The organism is Niveispirillum sp. SYP-B3756 (assembly GCF_009495745.1).
Lineage (GTDB): Bacteria > Pseudomonadota > Alphaproteobacteria > Azospirillales > Azospirillaceae > Niveispirillum.
The window spans coordinates 84027-103785 of the sequence record NZ_WIDQ01000007.1 but is presented as its reverse complement, the minus strand read 5'-3'; the positions used below and the strand labels follow the sequence as shown (position 1 = coordinate 103785).

The following is a 19759-nucleotide window of genomic DNA, read 5'->3' as shown; positions in this document are numbered from 1 at the left end:
GCAGCTGCCGAAAAATGATCGTTTCACCCCTCCCCTCCCCCATGCGACCAGGGGGTGATGCCAAGATCACGGGACAATACCCCTGATACCAACTGGCATTGAGTGGAAACGAAAACGGGCGCCCCTTGGCGGGACGCCCGTTCCGTTACCAGTCACGCTACCGCCAGCGTCACGCCAGCGTGCGCACGTCGGTCAGCTTGCCGGTCAGGGCCGCGGCGACGGCCATGGAGGGGCTGACCAGATGGGTGCGGCCACCGGGGCCCTGGCGGCTTTCGAAATTGCGGTTGGACGTGCTGGCGCAACGCTCACCCGGCTTCAGCTTGTCGTCATTCATGGCCAGGCACATGGAACAGCCGGGTTCACGCCAGTCGAAACCAGCGGCCACGAACACCTTGTCCAGCCCTTCCTTTTCCGCCTGTTCCTTCACCAGACCAGAACCCGGCACCACCATGGCATAGACGCCATCGGCCACCTTCATGCCCTTGGACAGGCCAACCTGGGCCACCTCGGCGGCAGCGCGCAGGTCTTCGATGCGGCTGTTGGTGCAAGAACCGATGAACACCTTCTGCACCGGCACGTCGGTCAGCGGCGTGCCGGCGGTCAGGCCCATATAGGCCAGGGCGCGTTCCACCGCCTTCTGCTTGTTCGGGTCTTTGAAGTCAGCCGGGTTCGGCACCGATGCGGTGATGGCCGACACGTCTTCCGGGCTGGTGCCCCAGGTCACCTGCGGCACGATGTCGGCGGCGTTCAGTTCCACCACCTTGTCGTACACGGCCCCTTCATCGCTGGGCAGCGTCTTCCAATACGCCACGGCGCGGTCGAAATCGGCACCCTGCGGCGCGCGGGGGCGACCGCGCAGATAGTCGAACGTCTTTTCGTCCGGGGCGATCAGGCCGGCGCGGGCACCCGCCTCGATGGCCATGTTGCAGACGGTCATGCGGCCTTCAACCGACAGGTCGCGGAACGCCTGACCGGCATATTCAATCACATAGCCGGTGCCGCCGGCGGTACCCAGCTTGCCGATGATGGCCAGGGTCAGATCCTTGGCGGTGACACCCAGCGGCAGGGCACCTTCCACCTTCACCAGCATGTTCTTGGACTTCTTGATCAGCAGCGTCTGGGTGGCCAGCACATGCTCCACATCCGACGTGCCGATACCGAAGGCCAGCGCGCCGAAGGCGCCATGGGTGGCGGTGTGGCTGTCACCGCAAACGATGGTCATGCCCGGCTGGGTCACGCCCTGCTCCGGGCCGACCACGTGCACGATGCCCTGGCGGATATCGGCCATGTCGAAATATTCGACGCCGAATTCCTTGGTGTTGATGCCCAACTGCTCAAGCTGGATACGGCTCTGTTCGTTCTTCACGCCGGCCAGGCGGTCCTTGCTGGTCGGCACATTATGGTCGGCCACGGCCAGGGTCTTGCCCGGCTGGCGCACCTTGCGGCCGGACAGACGCAGACCTTCGAAGGCCTGCGGGCTGGTCACTTCATGCACCAGATGCAGGTCAATATACAGCACGCTGGTCCCGTCTTCCTGACGATGGACGGTGTGGCTTTCGAAGATCTTGTCATAAAGCGTGCGGGCCATATCACTCACCTGGGGGGATCTCGGGGGAAGATCGAACCGGAAAGGCAATGCGCCCATTCCAGTCACTTTGTTACGTTGGGCCGGAGCATAGCGACAGGACGCGCCCCAAACAAGCACCCCGCACCGCCAGACAGGCCGGATTGTATGCAACACAGATTCATGGGCGCTGCATAAGGGGTAGTGGCGCTACCCGGTTAAGGCGGGGGTGGGGGCTGATTTGAGAAGCTGGGTATCGTCTACCCTCCCACACCCCCGTCACCCCGGCGCAGGCCGGGGTCCAGTTTCGTAGAGCAAGATGCTTATGGCCTCTGGACCCCGGCCTGCGCCGGGGTGACGGTATAGAGGGTGAAACTGTTGCTGAAGGCTTTTTGCCCCGCCCCATCACCCCCTCGCCATCTTGCCTTCCGGGCTGGGCGGGTCCAGATCGTCGTACAGTGCCTGCGCCTCTGGTGCTGGCCCACGGCGGGCGGCCAGGGCCTTTATCTTGATCACCCGCACATAAGGCCCCAGCGGGAAGGTCAGCACATCGCCCACCTTCACCATATGGCTGGCCTTGGCCACCGGTGCCCCGCCCAGACGCACGGAACCGGATGCCGCCAGCTTGGCCGCCTGGCTGCGGGTTTTCAGGAAACGGGCATACCACAGCCATTTATCCAGCCGCAGCCGCCCCTTGGCCATATCGGCGGCATCGCCGGGATCGGCCAGGGTGATATCGTCTCCCCCGCTCATGCCAGCAGGGCCCGCACCAGATAGGGCAGGCTGTCATCCATGCGGTAATCGACCGAGGAATGGTCGTCGGGAAATTCCTCGTACCGGTGGGTGATGCCCAGCTGGTCCAGCCGGCGGTGCAGGCGGCGGGCACCATAGACCAGATTATACTGGTCGCGGTCGCCGCAATCGATATAGAGCGCCTTCAGCCCGCGCAGGGCGTCGCCATGGCGTTCCAGCATCTGCACCGGATCCCAGGCCAGCCAGTTGGCCCAGCGTTCCGGGATCACTTCGCACGTTTCATCGGTCACCGGCAGGCGGATGCCCAGATATTGGCTGGGGTCAGGGTCATAGGTTGCCGCCATGCACAGGATCATCAGCACATGGGTATCCTTGCCGTCGGTCTTGCGGGCGGTTTCAAACGCATTCATGAAGCGTTCGATGCTGCCGCCATGCCGGGACAGGGCGCGCAGCACGCCCGGCATATCCGGCAGATAGCAGAGTTCAAACCCGACATCGCCGGAATGGCTGGCCGCCGCCGCCCAGATATCGGGCCGCAGCAGCGCATGGGCCAGCGCGCCATAGCCGCCGCTGCTTTTACCGAAAATGCCGCGCCGGCCGCTGCCGCCACAGCCAAACCGTTCCTCCACAAAGGGCACGGCCTCATCACACAGGAAATCCATCCAGGGGCCAAGGGCGCTGGAATTGATATATTGGTTGCCGCCCAGCCGGGTGAAACAGTCGGGGAAGGCCACCACCACCGGGGGCAGGGCCCCACTGTCGATCAACCGGTCCAGCCGTTCGGGCAGATTCTCCCCGAAATTCTTCCAGTTGGTATGGGCGGGGCCGCCCGCCGTATAGCCAACAATATCGAACAGCAGCGGCAGATCACGCCCATCATGGCCAGCCGGCACATAGACATGCACCTCCCGCTCTGTCGGGTCGCCCTGGCGGTTACCACGCAGGATACGGCTGTCCAGCATCAGCCGGTGCAGGGTTCCACGCGGGGCGGCGGGGGATTTGCGCATGATGGGGCCTTGGTCCTGTCTGGCGGGTGAAAGGGCGTTTGCCCAATTCTGCGCCGGACGGGTGGGCGATTACAAGCCTTCCACCGGGGGTGGCGGGTTGCTGGCGGGTGGAAAGGCCGCCTGGCCGGTACGGGCGCGATACTGTTCCAGCGCCCAGCGTACGGAGGGAAAGGCCAGATCGTGCCAGGGGATATCATCCCAGTTGAACATCGCCACTTCCAGGCTTTCCGGCCCGGCCGCAATGGCGGGGTCGGCCAGGGTGGCGCGATAGATCAACTGCACCTGGGAAATGCGCGGGATGTTGTAGACGGCCAGCAGCGCATCAATGGCGATGCGGGGGCCGGCGGTGGGACGGGTGCAGCGTCGTTCATGCCCCGACCATGACGCCAACAAGGCGGCACTGCAAGGTGCCGCCTTGTTCAGTCAGTGGAAACCAGGATGGTTTAGTTCTTGGCGTCCTGCGCCGTGTTTTCAATCGCCTTGCCACCGGATTTGATATCCTTGCCGGCCCCTTCCACCGTGTTGCAGGCGGTCAGCGCGGACATGGCCAGCAGCAGGGCGCCGGCAGCCAGAACGGCCTTCTTGGAACGGTGAACCATGATCTTTTCCTGTCATCGTTGTGACCGGCCCACTGGCCGGCTGGACGTGACTAGGAACGGGGCGCCAGTGGCGGCGGTTCCAATACCTCTGATGTGTTACCCCCTTCGCGCAGGAAGGGCCAGCGGCTGCGGTAGCTGGCGACCTTCAGCCCATATTGTACCGGATCGGGGGTGCGTGGGTTGGGGCGCAGGATACCGGCAGCCAGATCATCCAGCCCATAGGGCGCATAGAACCCGCCATCGGGTGACAGGCCGACACAGGTGCATTCCACCAGAAACCCGTCAATCCCCGCCCGTCCGCTGGGAATGGGGGCGATGGTGCGGCCGAACCGCTGCGGATACCAAAGATGCACGCGCGCCTGATTGCGCAGTTCCACCATCACCCCCAGATCAGCGAACAGTGATTCGGCCCGGCGGATGGCCTGATCCTCCGCCTCCCAACTGGTATCAGGATCGAAATAAAAGATGTCGTAATCCTTCACGCCCCAATCCGGCGCCCGGCCCGCCCGCTGGTTCCACACCGCCTGATAAAGGCAGCCCGCCACCAGCCAGACATCCGCCAACCCCAGCGCCGGCAGCCGTTGCAGCAGGACGGCGTTGATGGGGTTAGACAGGGCCAACTGGCGGAAAGCATCGGGGCTCATGGGGCAGCCTTGCCTCAGCCGGGCAGCGTTTCGTCGATCAGGGTGAATGTTGCGCCTGATTCGCCCGTCACCTCCACCGCGCATTGGCCCAGCTTGGCCGGAAGGGTCCAGGTAGTGTCGGTCGTGGCGGGTATGGTGACGGTTCTGCGCGTGCAGCGCAGAATCACCTGATCCAGCCGCCCCTTGGCATCGGCCAGGGAAACGGTGCGGTGAACCGGCACATATTCCCAGGATGGTTTTGCAGGGTCACAGATCATGGGGCGGCATTCCGCCGGCACCCGGCCCGCAATGGCCAGTGGCTTGCCAGACGCGCCAAGCTGGCGCAGTTTTTCCAGCTCTGCCTGTAATGTGGCATCGTCCGGCTGGGGCCTTGCCTTGGCCAGTCTGTGGCTTGTGACTTCTGCGCTGGCCAGCAACCCCATTTTCAGTTCCAGGCCCAGCCGCCGGGACAATATCCGGGCTGCATTCGGATCGCTTTCAATTGACTCTTGTAAAATTGGAACCAGCTGGAGATATCGAAGTGCGATATCATCTCGTCCCCTTCCACTCATCAGGGTTGCGTGCAGCACCATAATATTTACCAGATCGAGGACGCGATTGGCCTCATGTTCTAATGTATTTAAATTGGACTCCGCCTCATCTGTTTTTCCCTGTTCTATTAATTTAATAATATAATTTATTTTTATTAGATTCATGATTCTTTTGTAAATCTGGCCGTACAAATAAATTGTGAAAATATATATTGTTTATCAAAAATGGTTCACCATTTTCTGAAATTGGTGGAGGGTATCTACATTTCGAAAAATTTCTTAATGCAGTTTTTACAAAATCTTCATTTCCTGTTTTTGCTATGACTTGTAAGTCAGTTAATTTTCCATCTTTCTGTAATGTTGCGCGGAAAATGACCCAGCCTTCACCGATATTTTCACGTTCATTTTTTGGAAATTGGATGTCTTTGCAGACATTTTTGCCGATATCGATATATTCGTGGCTAGCAGTAGGGGCTGTCTGTGCCATTACGGTTGGGGGCGACAGCAGAAATATCGTCAATATCGTATTGAACAGAAGGAGCGTACGCATCGCAGTTCCTTGATTGCGCAGGTTCAAAGCGTCTCATCGATCAGCGTGAATTTCGTCCCCGGCTTTCCCAACACATGCACTTCGCATTGCCCCCAGCTTTTGGGGATGGTCCAGGTAATGCCGGCTTCGGCCTTGGCCGTCATTGTCTTCTTGTCACAACGGAGATTGACCTCGTCCAGTTGCCCCTGAATATCAGCCAGGGAAACCGTGCGATTATAGGGTGCATAGGACCATTCCGGCTTATCGGGTTCGCAGAAGGCGGGATGGCAATTGACCGGTATCTGTCCGATGACTCTAAATGGGCGCCCGGATGTCACCAGCTTTTTCAGGTCAGCCAGTCCCGCCAGCAGCTTCTCATCCCCATCACGGGGTGATTTTTCTGCCATCTCATCCGCTGTTCGCTGGGCATCGACATAATGGCCCTCCCGCAGTTCCAGGGACAGGCGCATCCGCAACAACTGGCTGAACTCCCTTTTTTCAATAAAACGTTTATTCTCGCTGATCCCGTCAAGATAGGACAAGGCCAGACTGCTGTTGCCGCGGGCCACCGCCACGGCTGCCCGCATGATCATCAAATGGCTGAATTCATACAGGTTACGGCTATTCTTCTCCACCCTCAGCAGGGCGGCCTCGGCGGCATCGACCTGCCCCTCTTTCAACAGCCTCTGCGCCTCCTTCAAGCGGACGTAAACGGTTTCCGTACTGCCTTTGCTCGGCGGTTCCAGGCGGAAATAATAGCGGGTGCGCAGGTTGCGTGCCTCTTGCCCTGCCGGGGCAATCAGTTCCGGGTGTTCATAACGGCACGTGCTCATCGCCTTCTGGGCGGTTTCAGCGAAGTAGGGTTCACCGAAAGCGGAGATGACCTCGACATCGGTAAAACCGCCATCCGCCTTCATGGTGAAACGGAGATCAACCCAGCCTTCGCGGGAATCTTCGGCCAAGGCGACGGGGTAATTGCCTTTGCGGTCGCAGATGATCCGTTTTTGTGGCTTTTCCGCCTCCTCTTCCGCCGCCCGGGCGGGATGGATCGCCGTAAGGCTGGCGAGGAACAGCAGGGGCAGGGCCAGATAATACCGCATGGATGGGAATCCCAATGGAGAAATTAAACTGAGAAACACCCCATACTGGCTTCTCCATTGGGAAATGCAATCACTTATCCGAGGTGGAAAATCAGCCGTCTTGTCCTGTCTCCACCAGATCGGCCAACTGTTCCAACACCGTGGCCCAGCCATCATAGAAGCCCATTTCCGCGTGCTGCTGCCGGCTTTGCGGGCTGGTATGCATGGCGCGCACGCTGTAACGGGTGCGGCTGCCCCAATCTTCCAACGTCACCACGGCGACAAAGCCAAAGGGTGGGGTGGGCACTGGGCGGAAGCCGGCGGTCATCAAGTCTGTCCAGACCAGCTTTTCCTGCGGGCACACTTCCAGGAAACAGCCATGGACGGCGGCTTCCTCCCCCGCCGGCCCGCGCATCAATGTGTAAAGCTCCCCACCGGCCTGCGGGTCCAGCCGGCAATCCGCCACCATCCAGGGCCGGGGGCACCACCATTGCCGCAACAGGGCGGGGTCGGTCCAGGCGCGCCAGACCAGGGCGCGCGGTGCCTTGACGATCCGGCTCAACCCCATATCGGTGGCGGCATCGCTGATCCGCTGGTCCAGCCGCGCCAGCGTCTGGTGGCCGCCGGCTTCGGCCCCGAACTTCTTCACCTCCTCCAGCCGCGCCTTGCTCTCGCAGATGATACGCAGGATGACGCGGGTCTTGTCCGGTGCTTCCTCCGTCAGTTCGATCCGGCCCTGGTGATGCAGCACGTCCGGATCGGCGCCATAATGGTCCCAGGCCAGGAATGCCGGTTCCTGCACCGTCTCGTAACGGACATGGTTGATATAGTCGGTGCCATCCGGTCCATGCATGGTGAAGCGCCAGTCGCCGCCGGGCCGCACATCCATTTCCGTGGTCGTGGTGCTGAACCCGTCCGGCCCCCAGAAGAAAGAAACATGTCGCCGATCGGTCAGCACCCGCCAGACCAGGGCGCGCGGGGCCGATAGCAGGCGGCTGACCTCCAGCGTCCGTTCTGCTTCGCTTTCAGTTGTATCACTGGGGGCCATGGTCGCTCTCCTGCAAGGTTTGAAGATAGGCATCCAGACGATCCAGCCGCGCCTCCCATTCCGCCCGTAGCCGGTCGATCCAGCCCTGGGCGCTGGCCAGGGCCTGGGGTTCCAGCCGGCAGGTGCGCACGCGGCCAGCCTTTTCCGTGCGGATCAGGCCGCTGCTTTCCAGCACGCGCAGATGCTGCAAAACGGTGGGCATAGCCATGTCCAGCGGCTTGGCCAGTTCCCCCACCGTTGCCGGCCCCTGCACCAGCCGTTCCACCACCGCCCGGCGCGACGGATCGGCCAAGGCGTGGAACATACGGTCCAGGGCAGTTGGGTTCGTCTGTTGGTTAGTCATTTGCCTAACTATCATGCGATCCGGGGTGGTGACAATAAACAGTTAGTAATATGCCTAACTGTTATCGCATGAAAAACCCCGGCGTCGGGCGACGCCGGGGGTGTCTCATTCCGCCGATTGGGCGGGAGAGCTTATTCCAGCCCCTCGAACAGGGCGGTGGAGAGGTAGCGCTCGGCGAAGCTGGGCAGCACAACGACGATCAGCTTGCCCTTCATCTCGGCCCGCGCACCCACCTCGAACGCCGCCGCCAGGGCGGCGCCGGAGGAGATGCCGACGGTGATGCCCTCAGTGCGGGCGGCGTCACGCGCCAGTTCGAACGCGCGGACGTTGGAGATGCGCAGCACCTCGTCGATCAGGTTTTTGTCCAGGATGTCCGGCACGAAGCCGGCACCGATGCCCTGGATCTTGTGCGGGCCGGGCAGGCCGCCGGACAGAACCGGGCTATCCTCCGGCTCCACCGCCACGACCTGGAAGCCGGGCTTGCGGGCCTTCAATACCTCGGCCACACCAGTCAGGGTGCCGCCGGTACCCACGCCGGCCACCAGAACATCAGCCTTGCCGGCCGTGTCGTTCCAGATTTCCTCCGCCGTGGTGGCGCGATGGACAGCCGGATTGGCCGGGTTCTTGAACTGCTGCAGGATATAGGCACCGGGCGTGCTGGCCACCAGTTCCTCGGCCTTGGCGATGGCGCCCTTCATGCCCTGCGGGGCGGGGGTCAGCACCAGTTCGGCACCCAGCAGCTTCAGCATCTTGCGCCGTTCGATCGACATGCTTTCCGGCATGGTCAGAATCAGGCGATAGCCCTTGGCGGCGGCCACGAAGGCCAGCGCGATGCCGGTATTGCCCGAGGTCGGTTCCACCAGCACGGTGCGGTCGGGCGAAATCTTGCCTTCGGCCTCCGCCGCCTCAATCATCGCCTTGCCGATGCGGTCCTTCACGCTGGAAAGCGGGTTGAAGAACTCGCACTTGGCGACAACATCGGCCACCACGCCATGCTTGGCGCCCAGGCGGTTCAGGCGCACCAGCGGCGTCGCGCCGACGGTGTCCAGGATGCTGTCATAGATGCGGCCGCGGAATTCGCCACTGGTGGACATTTCACATCTCCCGTGTGGTATTTACCTGAAATACCGGTTCGTTTCTGTATATAAGCGCTTCAGATGCTGAAATCCAGCTTGGAAGCGGCTTCGGACGGAATGTCGGCCTGATGCGCCCGCACGCACAGATCCTCGATGCTGGTCTGTTCCAGTCGCGCCATCACCTCGTCCTGCAGCTCGGCCCACAGCGGGCGGACGACCAGCCGGCCCAGATCAGCGCCCACTTCCTCTTCAATCGGGTCGGTGCCCTGTTCCAGGGCGCGGACAACGCGGACGATTTCCGCCACGCTGATGCGGCGGCGCTCCTTGGCCAGCCGATAGCCGCCCTTGGGGCCGCGCACCCCTGCCAGCACGCCGGCCCGCACCAGCGCCTGCAGCACCTGCTCCAGGTAACGCTTGGGGATACCCTGGCGCTGGGTGATCTCCGCCGATTGCACGGGTGCCGACCCGGCATTGTAGGCGATGTCCAGCACCGTCTCGATGGCGAACATCAGCTTCTTGGAAATGCGCAGCATCAGCCTTTGTCCTTATCCCTTGGTGCCGGTGGAACCGAAGCCGCCGGCCCCGCGCGCGGTTTCGTCCAGGTTCTCCACCTCGTTCCAGGCGGCGCGGGCATAGCGGGCGATCACCATCTGGGCGATGCGCATCCCGCGCTCCACGGTGAAGGGCTGGTTGGACAGGTTGGCCAGGATCACCCCCACCTCGCCCCGATAATCGGCATCAATGGTGCCGGGGCTGTTCAGCAGGGTGACGCCGTTCTTCAGTGCCAGACCGGAGCGGGGGCGCACCTGCGCCTCGTACCCTTCCGGCAGGGCGATGGCGATGCCGGTGGGGATCAGCTTGCGTTCGCCCGGCCCCAGCACCACCGGTTCCGCTACGGCAGCCAACAGGTCCATGCCGGCGGAATGTTCGGTGGCATAGGCGGGAAGGGCCAGATCAGCGCCATGGGGCAGACGGCGGACGGCGATGGAGATGCTGGACATATTATTTCTTTCCGTTTTCGAAATGATCAGCGATGCGGGTAGCCAACCGGGCCGCTACATCGGTTTTCGGCAGGTCGGGCCAATCCTCCACCGGCTGTTCCCGGCGGATCAGATGGACGCTGTTGCGGTCCCCGCCAAAGGTGCCGGTGCCGGGGGAGACATCGTTGGCGACAATCCAGTCACAGCCCTTCCGGGCCAGCTTGGCCTGGGCATAGGTCAGCACGTCATTTGTTTCGGCAGCGAAACCAACCACCAGTTCCGGGCGCTGTGGCCCAGCCGCCGACAGGGTGGCCAGAATGTCCGGGTTTTCGGCCAGAACCAGGGCGGGCGGGGCCCCGCCTTCCTGCTTCTTCAGCTTCTTCTCCCCGGCCCCGGCGACATGCCAATCGGCCACGGCGGCGGCGGCGACAAGAATATCCGCAGGCAAGGCGGCCTGGCAGGCATCCAGCATCTGCCGTGCGGTCTCCACCGCCACCACATTTACCCCCGGTGGGTGGAGCAGGCGGACCGGCCCGCTGACCAGTGTGACCCGCGCGCCAAGGGCGGCCAGGGCGGCGGCCACGGCATGGCCCTGCTTGCCGCTGGACCGGTTGGCGATATAGCGCACGGGATCGATCGGTTCATGGGTCGGCCCGCTGGTGACGATGGCATGGCGACCGGCCAGTGGCTTCGGCCCCAGCTGGTCGCGGAACCATTGGGCCAGATGCGCCACGATGGCCAGCGGCTCGCTCATCCGGCCCGGTCCGAACTCCCCACAGGCCATGGCGCCGTCATCCGGGCCGATGATCCCCACGCCGCGCCCGGCCAACAGGGCCAGATTGGCCTGGGTGGCGGGGTGTTCATACATGCGCACATTCATGGCCGGGGCCACCAGCACCGGCTTGTCGGTGGCCAGCAGCACGGTGGTGGCCAGATCATCGGCCAACCCATGGGCCATGCGGGCCAGGATATTGGCGGTGGCCGGTGCCACCAGAATCACGTCTGCGGAACGGGAGAGCTGGATATGGCCCATCTCCGATTCGTCGGTCAGCGACCAGAGATCGCGGTAAACCTTATCCTCTGACACCGCCTGCAAAGTCAGCGGGGTGACGAACTGCGCGCCGCCATCGGTCAGCACCACGCGCACCGCAGCCCCCCGTTCGCGCAGTCGGCGCACCAGATCGGGCGTCTTGAAGGCGGCGATGCCACCCGCCACGATCAGCAGGATACGCTTGGCCGCAAGGGCCGCACTGTCCGTCTGGATAGAATTCTGTTCAGTCACAAGGGCCTGCCCGCCGGATGGGTGGGGGAGGACGATTGTTCGCCATCCCTGTGAATGACGCGGCTGCTGAGGTGCAAAAGAACGCCGCATCAACTGTGAAATTTAGATATTCGCAATCCAGGGCGGATGCAAGCTACGCTATTTCCCATATCGACTTGATATTATGCGGTGGGCGCATGGCAAGGGGGCGTTGGCCCGGTCAATGAACGTTTCTGCCGGTCATTCCGTTCACGCGCGACAGATTGTCCGGCAGCGCGCGCTTCCCAACCCGCCCAACGCCATGTATATCGATCATCCGCGACCGGGGGGTACTCCGGCCGCTCCGTTCGCTTTGCCTGTCGTGAATACCCGTCCCCTCCCGCGCCCTCCCCCGAGGGCGGCTCTGGTGGAAACGGGGCAACAGGTGGGGATGGGGTGGTCGTTGGACAATACCCGGTGCCGTTCCGGTTCCCGGAACGGGACACCAGTTTTTAGTTTTCAGGACGCAAAGCGCCCGGCGGGGCGCGCATCCATATCGCCGAGGAGACGAGAGGTATGGCGGACACCATGCAAGCGGGCGACGGCCAGACCCGCCGTGATTTTATTTATCTGGCTGCCGCCGCCATGGGTGGCGTTGGTGCCGCTTCTGCCTTGTGGCCCTTCATCCACAGCCTGAACCCGGCCGCCGATACGCTGGCGCTGGCCTCGATTGAGGTTGATCTGGCCCCGATCGCCACCGGTCAGGCCATCAAGGCCATGTGGCGCGGCAAGCCGGTTTTCATCCGCAACCGCACCCCGGAAGAGATCGAATCGGCCCGCAAGGTGCCGATGAGCGAGCTGATCGACCCGCAGACCGACCAGGACCGCGTGAAGGCGGGCAAGGAAAACTGGCTGATCCTGGTGGGTGTCTGCACCCATCTGGGCTGCATTCCGCTCGGCACCTCCTCGGGTGAACCGCGGGGCGATTATGGCGGGTGGTTCTGCCCCTGCCATGGTTCCCACTATGATACGGCTGGCCGTATCCGTAAGGGCCCCGCGCCGCTGAACCTGCACGTACCGGAATACGCTTTCATCAGCGATACCCGCGTCAAGGTTGGCTAAGAACAGATCCAGGCAGAGGGAGTGCCAAATGGCCCACGCCCCACAGTCCAATTTTAATAACCCGGTGGTGAACTGGATCGACCAGCGCCTGCCGATTATTACGATGATGAACAAGGAGTACGGGTCGTTCCCGACTCCGCGTAATTTCAATTCCCTGTGGAATTTCGGCGCCATCGCCATGGTGGTGCTGGCAACGATGATCCTGTCGGGTGTGGTGCTGGCAATGCACTACACCAACAATACTGCGCTGGCCTTTGACAGCGTGGAACGCATCATGCGTGATGTGAACTGGGGCTGGATGATCCGCTACATCCATGCCAACGGCGCGTCGATGTTCTTCATCGCCGTCTATATCCATATCTTCCGCGGCGTTTATTACGGTTCCTACAAGGCCCCGCGCGAACTGATCTGGATCTTCGGCGTCATCATCCTGCTGCTGATGATGGGCACCGCCTTCATGGGCTATGTGCTGCCCTGGGGCCAGATGTCCTTCTGGGGTGCCACGGTGATCACCAACCTGTTCTCCGCCATCCCGGTGGTGGGTGAGCATATCGTGACCCTGCTGTGGGGTGGCTTCTCGGTCGATAACCCGACCCTGAACCGCTTCTTCGCGCTGCACTTCCTGCTGCCCTTCGTGCTGATCGCGGTCGTGTTCCTGCACGTTGCCGCCTTGCACATCACCGGTTCCAACAATCCGCTGGGTGTGGAACCGAAGGGCCCGCAGGATACGCTGCCGTTCCACCCCTACTACACCACGAAGGATCTGTTCGGCGCCGTGCTGTTCCTGATCATCTTCGCGGCCTTCGTGTTCTTTGCGCCCAACTATCTGGGCCACCCGGACAATTACATTCCGGCCGATCCGCTGGTGACCCCGGCGCATATCGTGCCTGAATGGTATTTCCTGCCCTTCTATGCCATCCTGCGTTCCATCACCTTCTCCATCACCCTGCCCTTTACGGATGTGGTGCTGATCCCGGCGAAGCTGGGTGGTGTGATCGGCATGTTCGGCTCCATCGCTATCCTGTTCGTGCTGCCCTGGCTGGATACTTCCCCGGTCCGTTCCTCGCGCTTCCGCCCGATCTTCAAGTGGTGGGTGCTGCTGTGGCTGGTGCCGGCCTTCCTGGTGCTGGGCTATGTCGGCGGCAAGCCGGCGGAGCAGCCCTATGTGCTGCTGGGCCAGATCGCCACCGTGATGTATTTCGTGTTCTTCCTGGCCCTGCCGATCATCGGCCGGATCGAGAAGCCGCTGCCGCTGCCGGCCTCCATCGCCAAGCCCGTTCTGGGCGGCGGTTCGGTCGCCACCGGCGCTACCGCCCAAGTGATGGAGAAGGCCTGATGCGTCGTCTTCGTAATCTGATCGCCGCAGGTGTCCTCTCTGTTGCCGGCCTCACGGCTGGTGCCCAGGCTGCTGGCGATGTTGCTGTTCCGCCGGCCCAGGAATGGGCCCATGGTGGCGTCAACAGCTTCCTGTCCTTCTTCAAGGGCTATGACTATGCGGCCGTGCAGCGCGGCTTCCAGGTCTATAAGGAAGTCTGCGCCGCCTGCCATTCCATGCACCTGCTTCATTACCGGAACCTGCATGATGTCGGGTTCAATGAGGAAGAGGTGAAGGCGATCGCGGCCTCGGTGGAAGTGACCGACGGCCCGAACGACCAGGGCGAGATGTTTACCCGTCCGGGCCTGCCCGCCGACAAGTTCAAGAGCCCGTTTGCGAACAAGCAGGCCGCCGCTGCCGCCAATGGCGGCAAGGCCCCGCCCGATCTGTCGCTGATCGTCAAGGCACGCTCGCATTTCGAGGATTATGTCTACGCCATCCTGACCGGTTATGAGGAGGCTCCGGCCGACGCTCATATTCCGCCGGGCGGCAATTACAACAAGTACTTCCCCGGCCATGCCATCGCCATGCCCATGCCGCTGTTCGAAAACGGCGTGACCTTTACCGATGGCACCAAGGCCACCGTGCCGCAGATGGCGCATGACGTGGTGACCTTCCTGGCCTGGGCCGCTGAGCCCAAGCTGGAAGAACGCCGCCGCGTCGGCATCATGGCCATCACCTTCCTGGTGGTGTTTGCCGGCATCATGTATGCCGCCAAGCGCCGCGTCTGGGCGGATGCACACTGATCCCGTCTGGGAACGGTAAGTGGAGAAAGGGCGCTTCCCGGCAGGGGAAGCGCCCTTTTTCTTTGCGCTTGCCGCATTGGCACGTCTGTGCCTATAAAAACAGGCGCGTCACAGGATGATCGCCGTAAGCGTTCAACGTCAATCAACGCACCAACAGCCCCGGAAGGGTAGCTGACGGTGTGTTATGCCGTTGGACCCGCTTCTGGGGCCCTTTTTCAAGGTGCCTTCCATGTCTGATCTCAATGCCCGTTTCGCGTCATCCGCCCGTCAGGCCCGGCGGGCCGGTTTTCGCAAGCTGCCGCCATCGGCCGCCGCGTTTGTCATGCCGTTGATCCTGTCGATCCTGATGACCTGTGTGGTCTCGGCCGTCGCCACCCTGCGCAATATCGGCCTGACCGAGGGGGTGGCCGGCCACTGGCTGCAGGCCTGGGGCCTGTCCTGGCTGATCGCCTTTCCCACCCTGCTGCTGGTGCTGCCACTGGTGCGGCGCATTGTCGGGCTGCTGGTGCAAAGCCCGGCCCAGTGAGTCTCACCCGTAAAGCAAAGGGGCGCTTCCCCGCCGGGAAGCGCCCCTTTTTACATGCTTTTCTGTCAGGCTCAGCCCATCGCCTGGGGCCGCATGTAAAGGTGCAGCAGGTAGAACCAGAAGGGCAAGGCCACGAACAGCACCATAAAACTGGCGGATACCGTCCATAAAGAGGGTGCGAGCCCCAGCCCGGCAGCCAGCCCCAGACCGATGCCCCCGCCCAAGAGGCAGATCGGGCCGAGCAGAAAGCAGAAGCCAAGCAGGCTGATCATGCCCGGATCTTTCCCAGCCCCGCTTGCCGAAATGGCCACCATTCCACCCTCCTGATTTAGAAAGTTGTATTTCTTTATGGTGGCGAACTGTTAGAGCGTCGTCAAGGTCGGACGGTGACGGCAAGGGGCCAGAAGGCGACGTTTCACCCTTCCATGGAAGAGCTGGGGTTGCCGATCATGGCCAGGAACTCCCGCCGGGTCTTCTCATCCTCGCGGAAGGCGCCCAGCATCCGGCTGGTCACCATGGTGACACCGGGCTTGTGGATGCCACGGGTCGTCATGCACTGGTGCGTGGCCTCAATCACCACGGCGACACCCAGCGGTTCCAGCACCTCCTCAATTGTATTGGCGATCTGGGAGGTCATCTTTTCCTGGATCTGCAGGCGCTTGGCATAGACCTCCGCCACGCGGGCCAGCTTGGAAATGCCGACGACGCGGTTGCGCGGCAGATAGGCGATATGGGCCTTGCCGATGATTGGCACCATATGATGTTCGCAATAGCTTTCGATGCGGATGCCCTTCAGCACCACCATCTCATCATAGCCGTCCGTCTCCTCAAAGGTACGGGCCAGCAGGTCGACCGGGTCCACTTGATAGCCGGCGAAAAACTCGTCATAGGAACGGACAACGCGGTCGGGCGTGCCCAGCAGCCCCTCCCGCTCCGGATCATCACCAGCCCAGCGGATCAGGGTGCGCACCGCCTCTTCCGCCTCGGCACGGGTCGGCTTGGGCAGGCTGTTGCCGGCACGGCGGCCATGCAGCGGGCCGGGAACGACATTGTCGGCGGTTTTATTCTTAGGTGCAGCCACGGGACAACGCTCCCTTTCCTGTTTTTGGCGATCGGCAGGGGATAACCCGCCAGGCTGATTATCCAATTGGATGGGAATCACGGGGTTTCAAGCGGCCAATTGCACGGAACCGTGGAATTGCCACCCACCGCAATAAATTAATTCAACCGTCGTTCCTGATGCGGGCTGTCCAGGGAGAAGGCGGGGACCGTCACATCGAACAGTTCGCCCGTCGCCGTCTCCATCTGATAAAAGCCGCGCATGATACCCGACGGCGTGGCCAGCGGCGTGCCGGAGGAATAGCGGAAGCGGCCGCCCGGCGGCAGCTGGGGGAATTCCCCCACCACACCCGGCCCCCGGACCTCCTGCGTACGCCCCAGCGCATCGGTGATGATCCAATGGCGGGTGCGCAGCTGCACCGTCTCCAGCCCGGTATTCTCAATCTGGATATGATAGGCCCAGACATAGCGGTCGGCCGCTGGTTGCGACTGGTCGGCCAGGAATTCCGGCTCCACCGTCACGCGGATATGGCGCGTTGTTTCAACGTACAAATCACTCTCCCAACCCGGCGGCAGCGGCTTCCCGCGGGCCGGAACCGGAACGGAACACCGGCCAGCCCTTGAATTTTATCATGGCTTGGCCGGGCTCGGCCCGGCCGATGCCGACCATTTCCGCCAACTATAGGACGGTGCGGCGGCCGAACCAAGCCCGCAGGCAATAGCCACCATCGTACCCTGCCCCTTCGGTCATGAAATAGCCACTTGCGTGCCGGCGGCAATGGCCTCATATAGCGATCAGTATGCAACTGCTGAAGAGCTGCGCAATGTTGCGCCCCATCATCCTGCGACGACGAAAGAACACGTGCCAGCCCCTGGGCCGGCCGGTCTTCCTGCACGGGACCTGATGGCGCTTTTCGCGTCAGGGGGTCCCGGCCCGATGCTTCATTGTATCGCCCCCTTTATTGCTTATGCCGGGACACCCCAATCGCATGAATATTACGCTTGAGCTGCCGTCCCACGCCGGCGCCATTGAACAGCTTCTCGACGGCAGCTTCGGTCCGAAGCGGCACACTAAAACGGTTTATCGGCTGCGCAAGGGCGTTGCACCGGTGCCCGATCTCTGCTTTGTCGCCACCGACACCGATAGTGACGGCAACGAAAAGCTGATCGGCACCATCCGGTATTGGCCGATCATGCTGGGCGGCAGCACGCCGGCCCTGTTGCTGGGGCCCATTGCCATTGATGAGGCCCATCGCAGCGAAGGGGTGGGTGGCAAGATGATCCGGCACAGCCTGGCCAAGGCGGCCGAACAGGGGCACAAGATCGTCATCCTGGTTGGCGATGCGCCCTATTACGTGCGGTTTGGTTTTGCGCGTGACGGCGTGCTGGGTCTGTCCCTGCCCGGTCCGGTTGATCCGGCCCGGTTCCTGGGCCTGGAACTGGTGGAAGGCGCGCTGTCCGGGGTGACCGGAACGGTTGGCCGTGCGGTGCCGGCAAAGGTCCGCTCGGCCAAACCCGCCCGTCCGGCGGCGGCGGTTACCATGCTGCTGCCGACCACGCCAGCAATGGCTGGCGACAGCGATATTGCCGCCAACAGCATGGTGTCTCGACGTCGCACGCGGCGCGCGGCGCGCTGAAAAAACACCGGGCGGCGACAGCGATTAGGGCCTTGATTATGCATTTGGAAGCCCCTATAAGGGGGCTCCCGGCGCGGGTGTAGCTCAATGGTAGAGCAGAAGCTTCCCAAGCTTACGACGAGGGTTCGATTCCCTTCACCCGCTCCAACGCCCTCCGCACAAAATTTGTAAGCTCAGTCCACGCACATGACGGCGGGATGAGTTTTTTTGCGCCTTCCCGTTGCTGTCATCCATACATGGATGCGGCGATGAAGGTCTGATACCCAAAGCCGTGGATCATGACTCTGGGGAGTAATCCCCGGCCGTCAGCAAAAGCCCCCTCACCCCACCCGGCTTGCCGATCGGGCACACCTCTTCCCGGTCCACAATATCAAAAGTGAAAATCCATTTGGCGATGCCAGTCAGGATGGCGGCGACGAAGCCAAGTTCCACGATCTGGCCATCATCATAGTGGGTGCGCAGACGGGCGTACAGGTCGGCAGACAAATGCCCGTCCATGTGTTGCAGCGTCATTTCATCGGCCAGCGCAATCACCGCCCGGTCCTTATCATCCCACACCGGGGCGTCGGGCGTGTGGATGGCGTCAATCATCTCCTGGGTGATACCGGCCGCCAAGGCGTCCAGCGTGTTGGAGCGGTTGCAGAGCTGGCAACCATGCTGCTTGGACAGCTTGAGGCGCAGCAATTCCTTGCTGCGCACATCCACCCGCATTCCGGGCAGGCGATTATAGAAAATGCCGCCGTAAAATTCCTCGAAATACCAGCGCATGATATCGGGCTGGTGGGCCATCACCTCAATGATGGTGCCATCGCCGGTCTTTTCCACGCAGCGATGAAAGGCCGCCGCGATGGACCGGCTCATCGCCGCCAGCGGCACGCGGGGCATCACGGTGTTCGGCATCGGCAGCTCCTCTGTTAAATGACATTAAGATATATCATTCAACAGAGAACGCCAAAACTCAATCGCGCGGCCCCAGATGGCGGGCACCGCGCTGGCGAGCCAGCGTGATCTGGCGTTGGCGTTCGCGCAGGGCCGCGCGTCGGGCCGGTTCATCCCGGTCGGCACAGGCGGGGCAGGCCACCCCTTCCTCAAAACGCGGGTCGGCGCGGTCGGATTCGGTCAAAGGCGCACCACAGCCCAGGCAGGCGCTGACGCCTTCCACCGGCACCAGCCCATGGCCCAGCGCCACCCGTTCATCAAAGACGAAACAGCCACCGGACCACAGGCTGTCCTCTGGCCCGATGCGTTCCAGATAATTCAGGATGCCGCCCTTCAGGTGGTAAACCTCCCCGAACCCTTCAGCCAGCATGAAGGCGGTGGCCTTCTCACAGCGGATGCCGCCGGTACAGAACATGGCGACGCGGCGGTGCCGCTGCGGGTCCAGTTCACGGCGGACATAGGCGGGAAATTCCCCGAAGCTGGCCGTGCCGGGGTCCACCGCGCGCTGAAAGGTGCCCAGCGCCACCTCGAACCCGTTGCGGGTATCGATGACCAGGGTTTCCGGATCGCTGATCAGGGCGTTCCAATCCTCCGGCTCCACATAGGTGCCGACCTGCCGGGTCGGATCGGCGGAAGGTTCCTTGATAGTGACAATCTCCCGCTTCAACCGCACGCGCAGGCGCAGGAAGGGCATGGTTTCATCCACCGACCAGCGCGGTTCCAGCGGCTCTGCCAGCCCGGCGGTTTCGGCAATCGCCGCAATCGCACGACGCATGGCCGCCGGCGCGGCGGCCAGCGTGCCATTGATGCCTTCCGGCGCCACCAGCAGCGTGCCCTTCACCCCTTCCGCCTCACACAGCGCATGAAGCCGGTCACGCAGGCCCGCCGGGTCGGCGATGGGGGCAAAACGGTAGAAGGCGGCGATGGCATAGGTCATGGCGGCAGGGCTGACTCTACAGGTGA

The 19759-nt window shown here is 62.4% G+C and carries 25 protein-coding genes and 1 tRNA gene; 6 read left to right on the top strand and 20 right to left on the bottom strand.

Annotated features, from left to right (window positions below; genetic code table 11):
- Nucleotides 1-169: 169 nt before the first annotated feature.
- The 15 genes from leuC to coaBC all read right to left on the bottom strand — a co-directional run bounded on the left by leuC (nt 170) and on the right by coaBC (nt 11434).
- On the bottom strand, nt 170-1588 hold the full coding sequence (leuC, locus tag GE253_RS15565) for a 3-isopropylmalate dehydratase large subunit (RefSeq protein WP_153205079.1): 1419 nt from the start codon (nt 1586-1588) through the stop codon (nt 170-172).
- A 381-nt stretch (nt 1589-1969) separates the two neighbouring features.
- Nucleotides 1970-2317: an RNA-binding S4 domain-containing protein gene (locus tag GE253_RS15560; RefSeq protein WP_153205078.1), complete on the bottom strand. Its 348-nt coding sequence runs from the start codon at nt 2315-2317 to the stop codon at nt 1970-1972.
- A complete protein-coding gene (locus tag GE253_RS15555; RefSeq protein ID WP_153205077.1) occupies nt 2314-3324 on the bottom strand; it encodes an alpha/beta hydrolase-fold protein in 1011 nt (336 codons plus the stop codon). The genes GE253_RS15560 and GE253_RS15555 overlap by 4 nt, the downstream gene beginning before the upstream one ends.
- 69 nt (nt 3325-3393) lie before the next feature.
- Nucleotides 3394-3714, bottom strand: coding sequence for a hypothetical protein (locus GE253_RS15550; protein WP_153205076.1), 321 nt, complete (start codon nt 3712-3714; stop codon nt 3394-3396).
- 53 nt (nt 3715-3767) lie between these two features.
- A complete protein-coding gene (locus GE253_RS15545; RefSeq protein ID WP_153205075.1) occupies nt 3768-3923 on the bottom strand; it encodes an entericidin A/B family lipoprotein in 156 nt (51 codons plus the stop codon).
- 50 nt (nt 3924-3973) lie between these two features.
- Entirely contained in the window at nt 3974-4567 is a 594-nt protein-coding gene (locus GE253_RS15540) for a nucleotidyltransferase family protein (protein ID WP_153205074.1), read from the bottom strand.
- A gap of 14 nt (nt 4568-4581) precedes the next feature.
- The gene (locus tag GE253_RS15535) at nt 4582-5262 is read right to left on the bottom strand and encodes a hypothetical protein (RefSeq protein ID WP_153205073.1); all 681 of its coding nucleotides are present in this window, start codon (nt 5260-5262) and stop codon (nt 4582-4584) included.
- Nucleotides 5231-5647: an energy transducer TonB gene (locus GE253_RS15530; protein WP_153205072.1), complete on the bottom strand. Its 417-nt coding sequence runs from the start codon at nt 5645-5647 to the stop codon at nt 5231-5233. Before GE253_RS15530 ends, GE253_RS15535 begins: the two co-directional genes overlap by 32 nt.
- Nucleotides 5648-5670: 23 nt before the next feature.
- Nucleotides 5671-6726 (bottom strand): energy transducer TonB, encoded by a 1056-nt coding sequence (locus tag GE253_RS15525; RefSeq protein WP_173012666.1) that lies wholly within the window; start codon nt 6724-6726, stop codon nt 5671-5673.
- 91 nt (nt 6727-6817) lie between these two features.
- Nucleotides 6818-7753 (bottom strand): SRPBCC domain-containing protein, encoded by a 936-nt coding sequence (locus tag GE253_RS15520; protein ID WP_173012665.1) that lies wholly within the window; start codon nt 7751-7753, stop codon nt 6818-6820.
- Complete coding sequence (locus tag GE253_RS15515) at nt 7740-8096, bottom strand: metalloregulator ArsR/SmtB family transcription factor (protein ID WP_089288516.1); 357 nt, start codon at nt 8094-8096, stop codon at nt 7740-7742. Before GE253_RS15515 ends, GE253_RS15520 begins: the two co-directional genes overlap by 14 nt.
- Before the next feature lie 131 nt (nt 8097-8227).
- Nucleotides 8228-9190, bottom strand: a complete 963-nt coding sequence (cysK, locus tag GE253_RS15510; RefSeq protein WP_153205069.1) for a cysteine synthase A — start codon at nt 9188-9190, stop codon at nt 8228-8230.
- Between the two features lie 59 nt (nt 9191-9249).
- The gene (locus GE253_RS15505; RefSeq protein ID WP_153205068.1) at nt 9250-9705 is read right to left on the bottom strand and encodes an Rrf2 family transcriptional regulator; all 456 of its coding nucleotides are present in this window, start codon (nt 9703-9705) and stop codon (nt 9250-9252) included.
- A 12-nt stretch (nt 9706-9717) separates the two neighbouring features.
- Entirely contained in the window at nt 9718-10173 is a 456-nt protein-coding gene (gene dut, locus GE253_RS15500) for a dUTP diphosphatase (protein ID WP_153205067.1), read from the bottom strand.
- A gap of 1 nt (nt 10174) precedes the next feature.
- Complete coding sequence (coaBC, locus tag GE253_RS15495; protein WP_348770870.1) at nt 10175-11434, bottom strand: bifunctional phosphopantothenoylcysteine decarboxylase/phosphopantothenate--cysteine ligase CoaBC; 1260 nt, start codon at nt 11432-11434, stop codon at nt 10175-10177.
- Nucleotides 11435-11968: 534 nt separating this feature from the next.
- On the opposite strand from coaBC, the gene petA reads away from it, so the two are divergent.
- From petA to GE253_RS15475, 4 genes are all read left to right on the top strand, one after another.
- The gene (gene petA / locus GE253_RS15490) at nt 11969-12514 is read left to right on the top strand and encodes a ubiquinol-cytochrome c reductase iron-sulfur subunit (protein WP_153205065.1); all 546 of its coding nucleotides are present in this window, start codon (nt 11969-11971) and stop codon (nt 12512-12514) included.
- A 28-nt stretch (nt 12515-12542) separates the two neighbouring features.
- On the top strand, nt 12543-13850 hold the full coding sequence (locus tag GE253_RS15485; RefSeq protein ID WP_153205064.1) for a cytochrome b/b6: 1308 nt from the start codon (nt 12543-12545) through the stop codon (nt 13848-13850).
- Entirely contained in the window at nt 13850-14635 is a 786-nt protein-coding gene (locus GE253_RS15480) for a cytochrome c1 (RefSeq protein ID WP_153205063.1), read from the top strand. Before GE253_RS15485 ends, GE253_RS15480 begins: the two co-directional genes overlap by 1 nt.
- 229 nt (nt 14636-14864) lie before the next feature.
- The gene (locus GE253_RS15475) at nt 14865-15161 is read left to right on the top strand and encodes a DUF2798 domain-containing protein (protein ID WP_153205062.1); all 297 of its coding nucleotides are present in this window, start codon (nt 14865-14867) and stop codon (nt 15159-15161) included.
- 71 nt (nt 15162-15232) lie between these two features.
- Here GE253_RS15475 and GE253_RS15470 read toward each other — a convergent pair whose 3' ends face one another.
- The 3 genes from GE253_RS15470 to apaG all read right to left on the bottom strand — a co-directional run bounded on the left by GE253_RS15470 (nt 15233) and on the right by apaG (nt 16772).
- Nucleotides 15233-15433, bottom strand: coding sequence for a hypothetical protein (locus GE253_RS15470; RefSeq protein ID WP_153205061.1), 201 nt, complete (start codon nt 15431-15433; stop codon nt 15233-15235).
- 143 nt (nt 15434-15576) lie between these two features.
- Nucleotides 15577-16194, bottom strand: coding sequence for a GTP cyclohydrolase I FolE (gene folE / locus GE253_RS15465; protein ID WP_153205217.1), 618 nt, complete (start codon nt 16192-16194; stop codon nt 15577-15579).
- Nucleotides 16195-16379: 185 nt separating this feature from the next.
- On the bottom strand, nt 16380-16772 hold the full coding sequence (gene apaG, locus GE253_RS15460; RefSeq protein WP_153205060.1) for a Co2+/Mg2+ efflux protein ApaG: 393 nt from the start codon (nt 16770-16772) through the stop codon (nt 16380-16382).
- Between the two features lie 437 nt (nt 16773-17209).
- Between apaG and GE253_RS15455 the strand changes: the two genes are divergently transcribed.
- Together GE253_RS15455 and GE253_RS15450 are read left to right on the top strand one after the other, a co-directional pair.
- Entirely contained in the window at nt 17210-17857 is a 648-nt protein-coding gene (locus GE253_RS15455; protein WP_153205059.1) for an N-acetyltransferase, read from the top strand.
- Nucleotides 17858-17930: 73 nt separating this feature from the next.
- Nucleotides 17931-18004: transfer RNA gene (locus GE253_RS15450), tRNA-Gly, on the top strand.
- A 129-nt stretch (nt 18005-18133) separates the two neighbouring features.
- Here the strand turns inward: GE253_RS15450 and GE253_RS15445 are convergent.
- Nucleotides 18134-18757: a carboxymuconolactone decarboxylase family protein gene (locus GE253_RS15445; RefSeq protein WP_153205058.1), complete on the bottom strand. Its 624-nt coding sequence runs from the start codon at nt 18755-18757 to the stop codon at nt 18134-18136.
- Nucleotides 18758-18815: 58 nt separating this feature from the next.
- Nucleotides 18816-19733, bottom strand: coding sequence for a rhodanese-related sulfurtransferase (locus tag GE253_RS15440; RefSeq protein WP_153205057.1), 918 nt, complete (start codon nt 19731-19733; stop codon nt 18816-18818).
- Between the last annotated feature and the right edge of the window lie 26 nt (nt 19734-19759).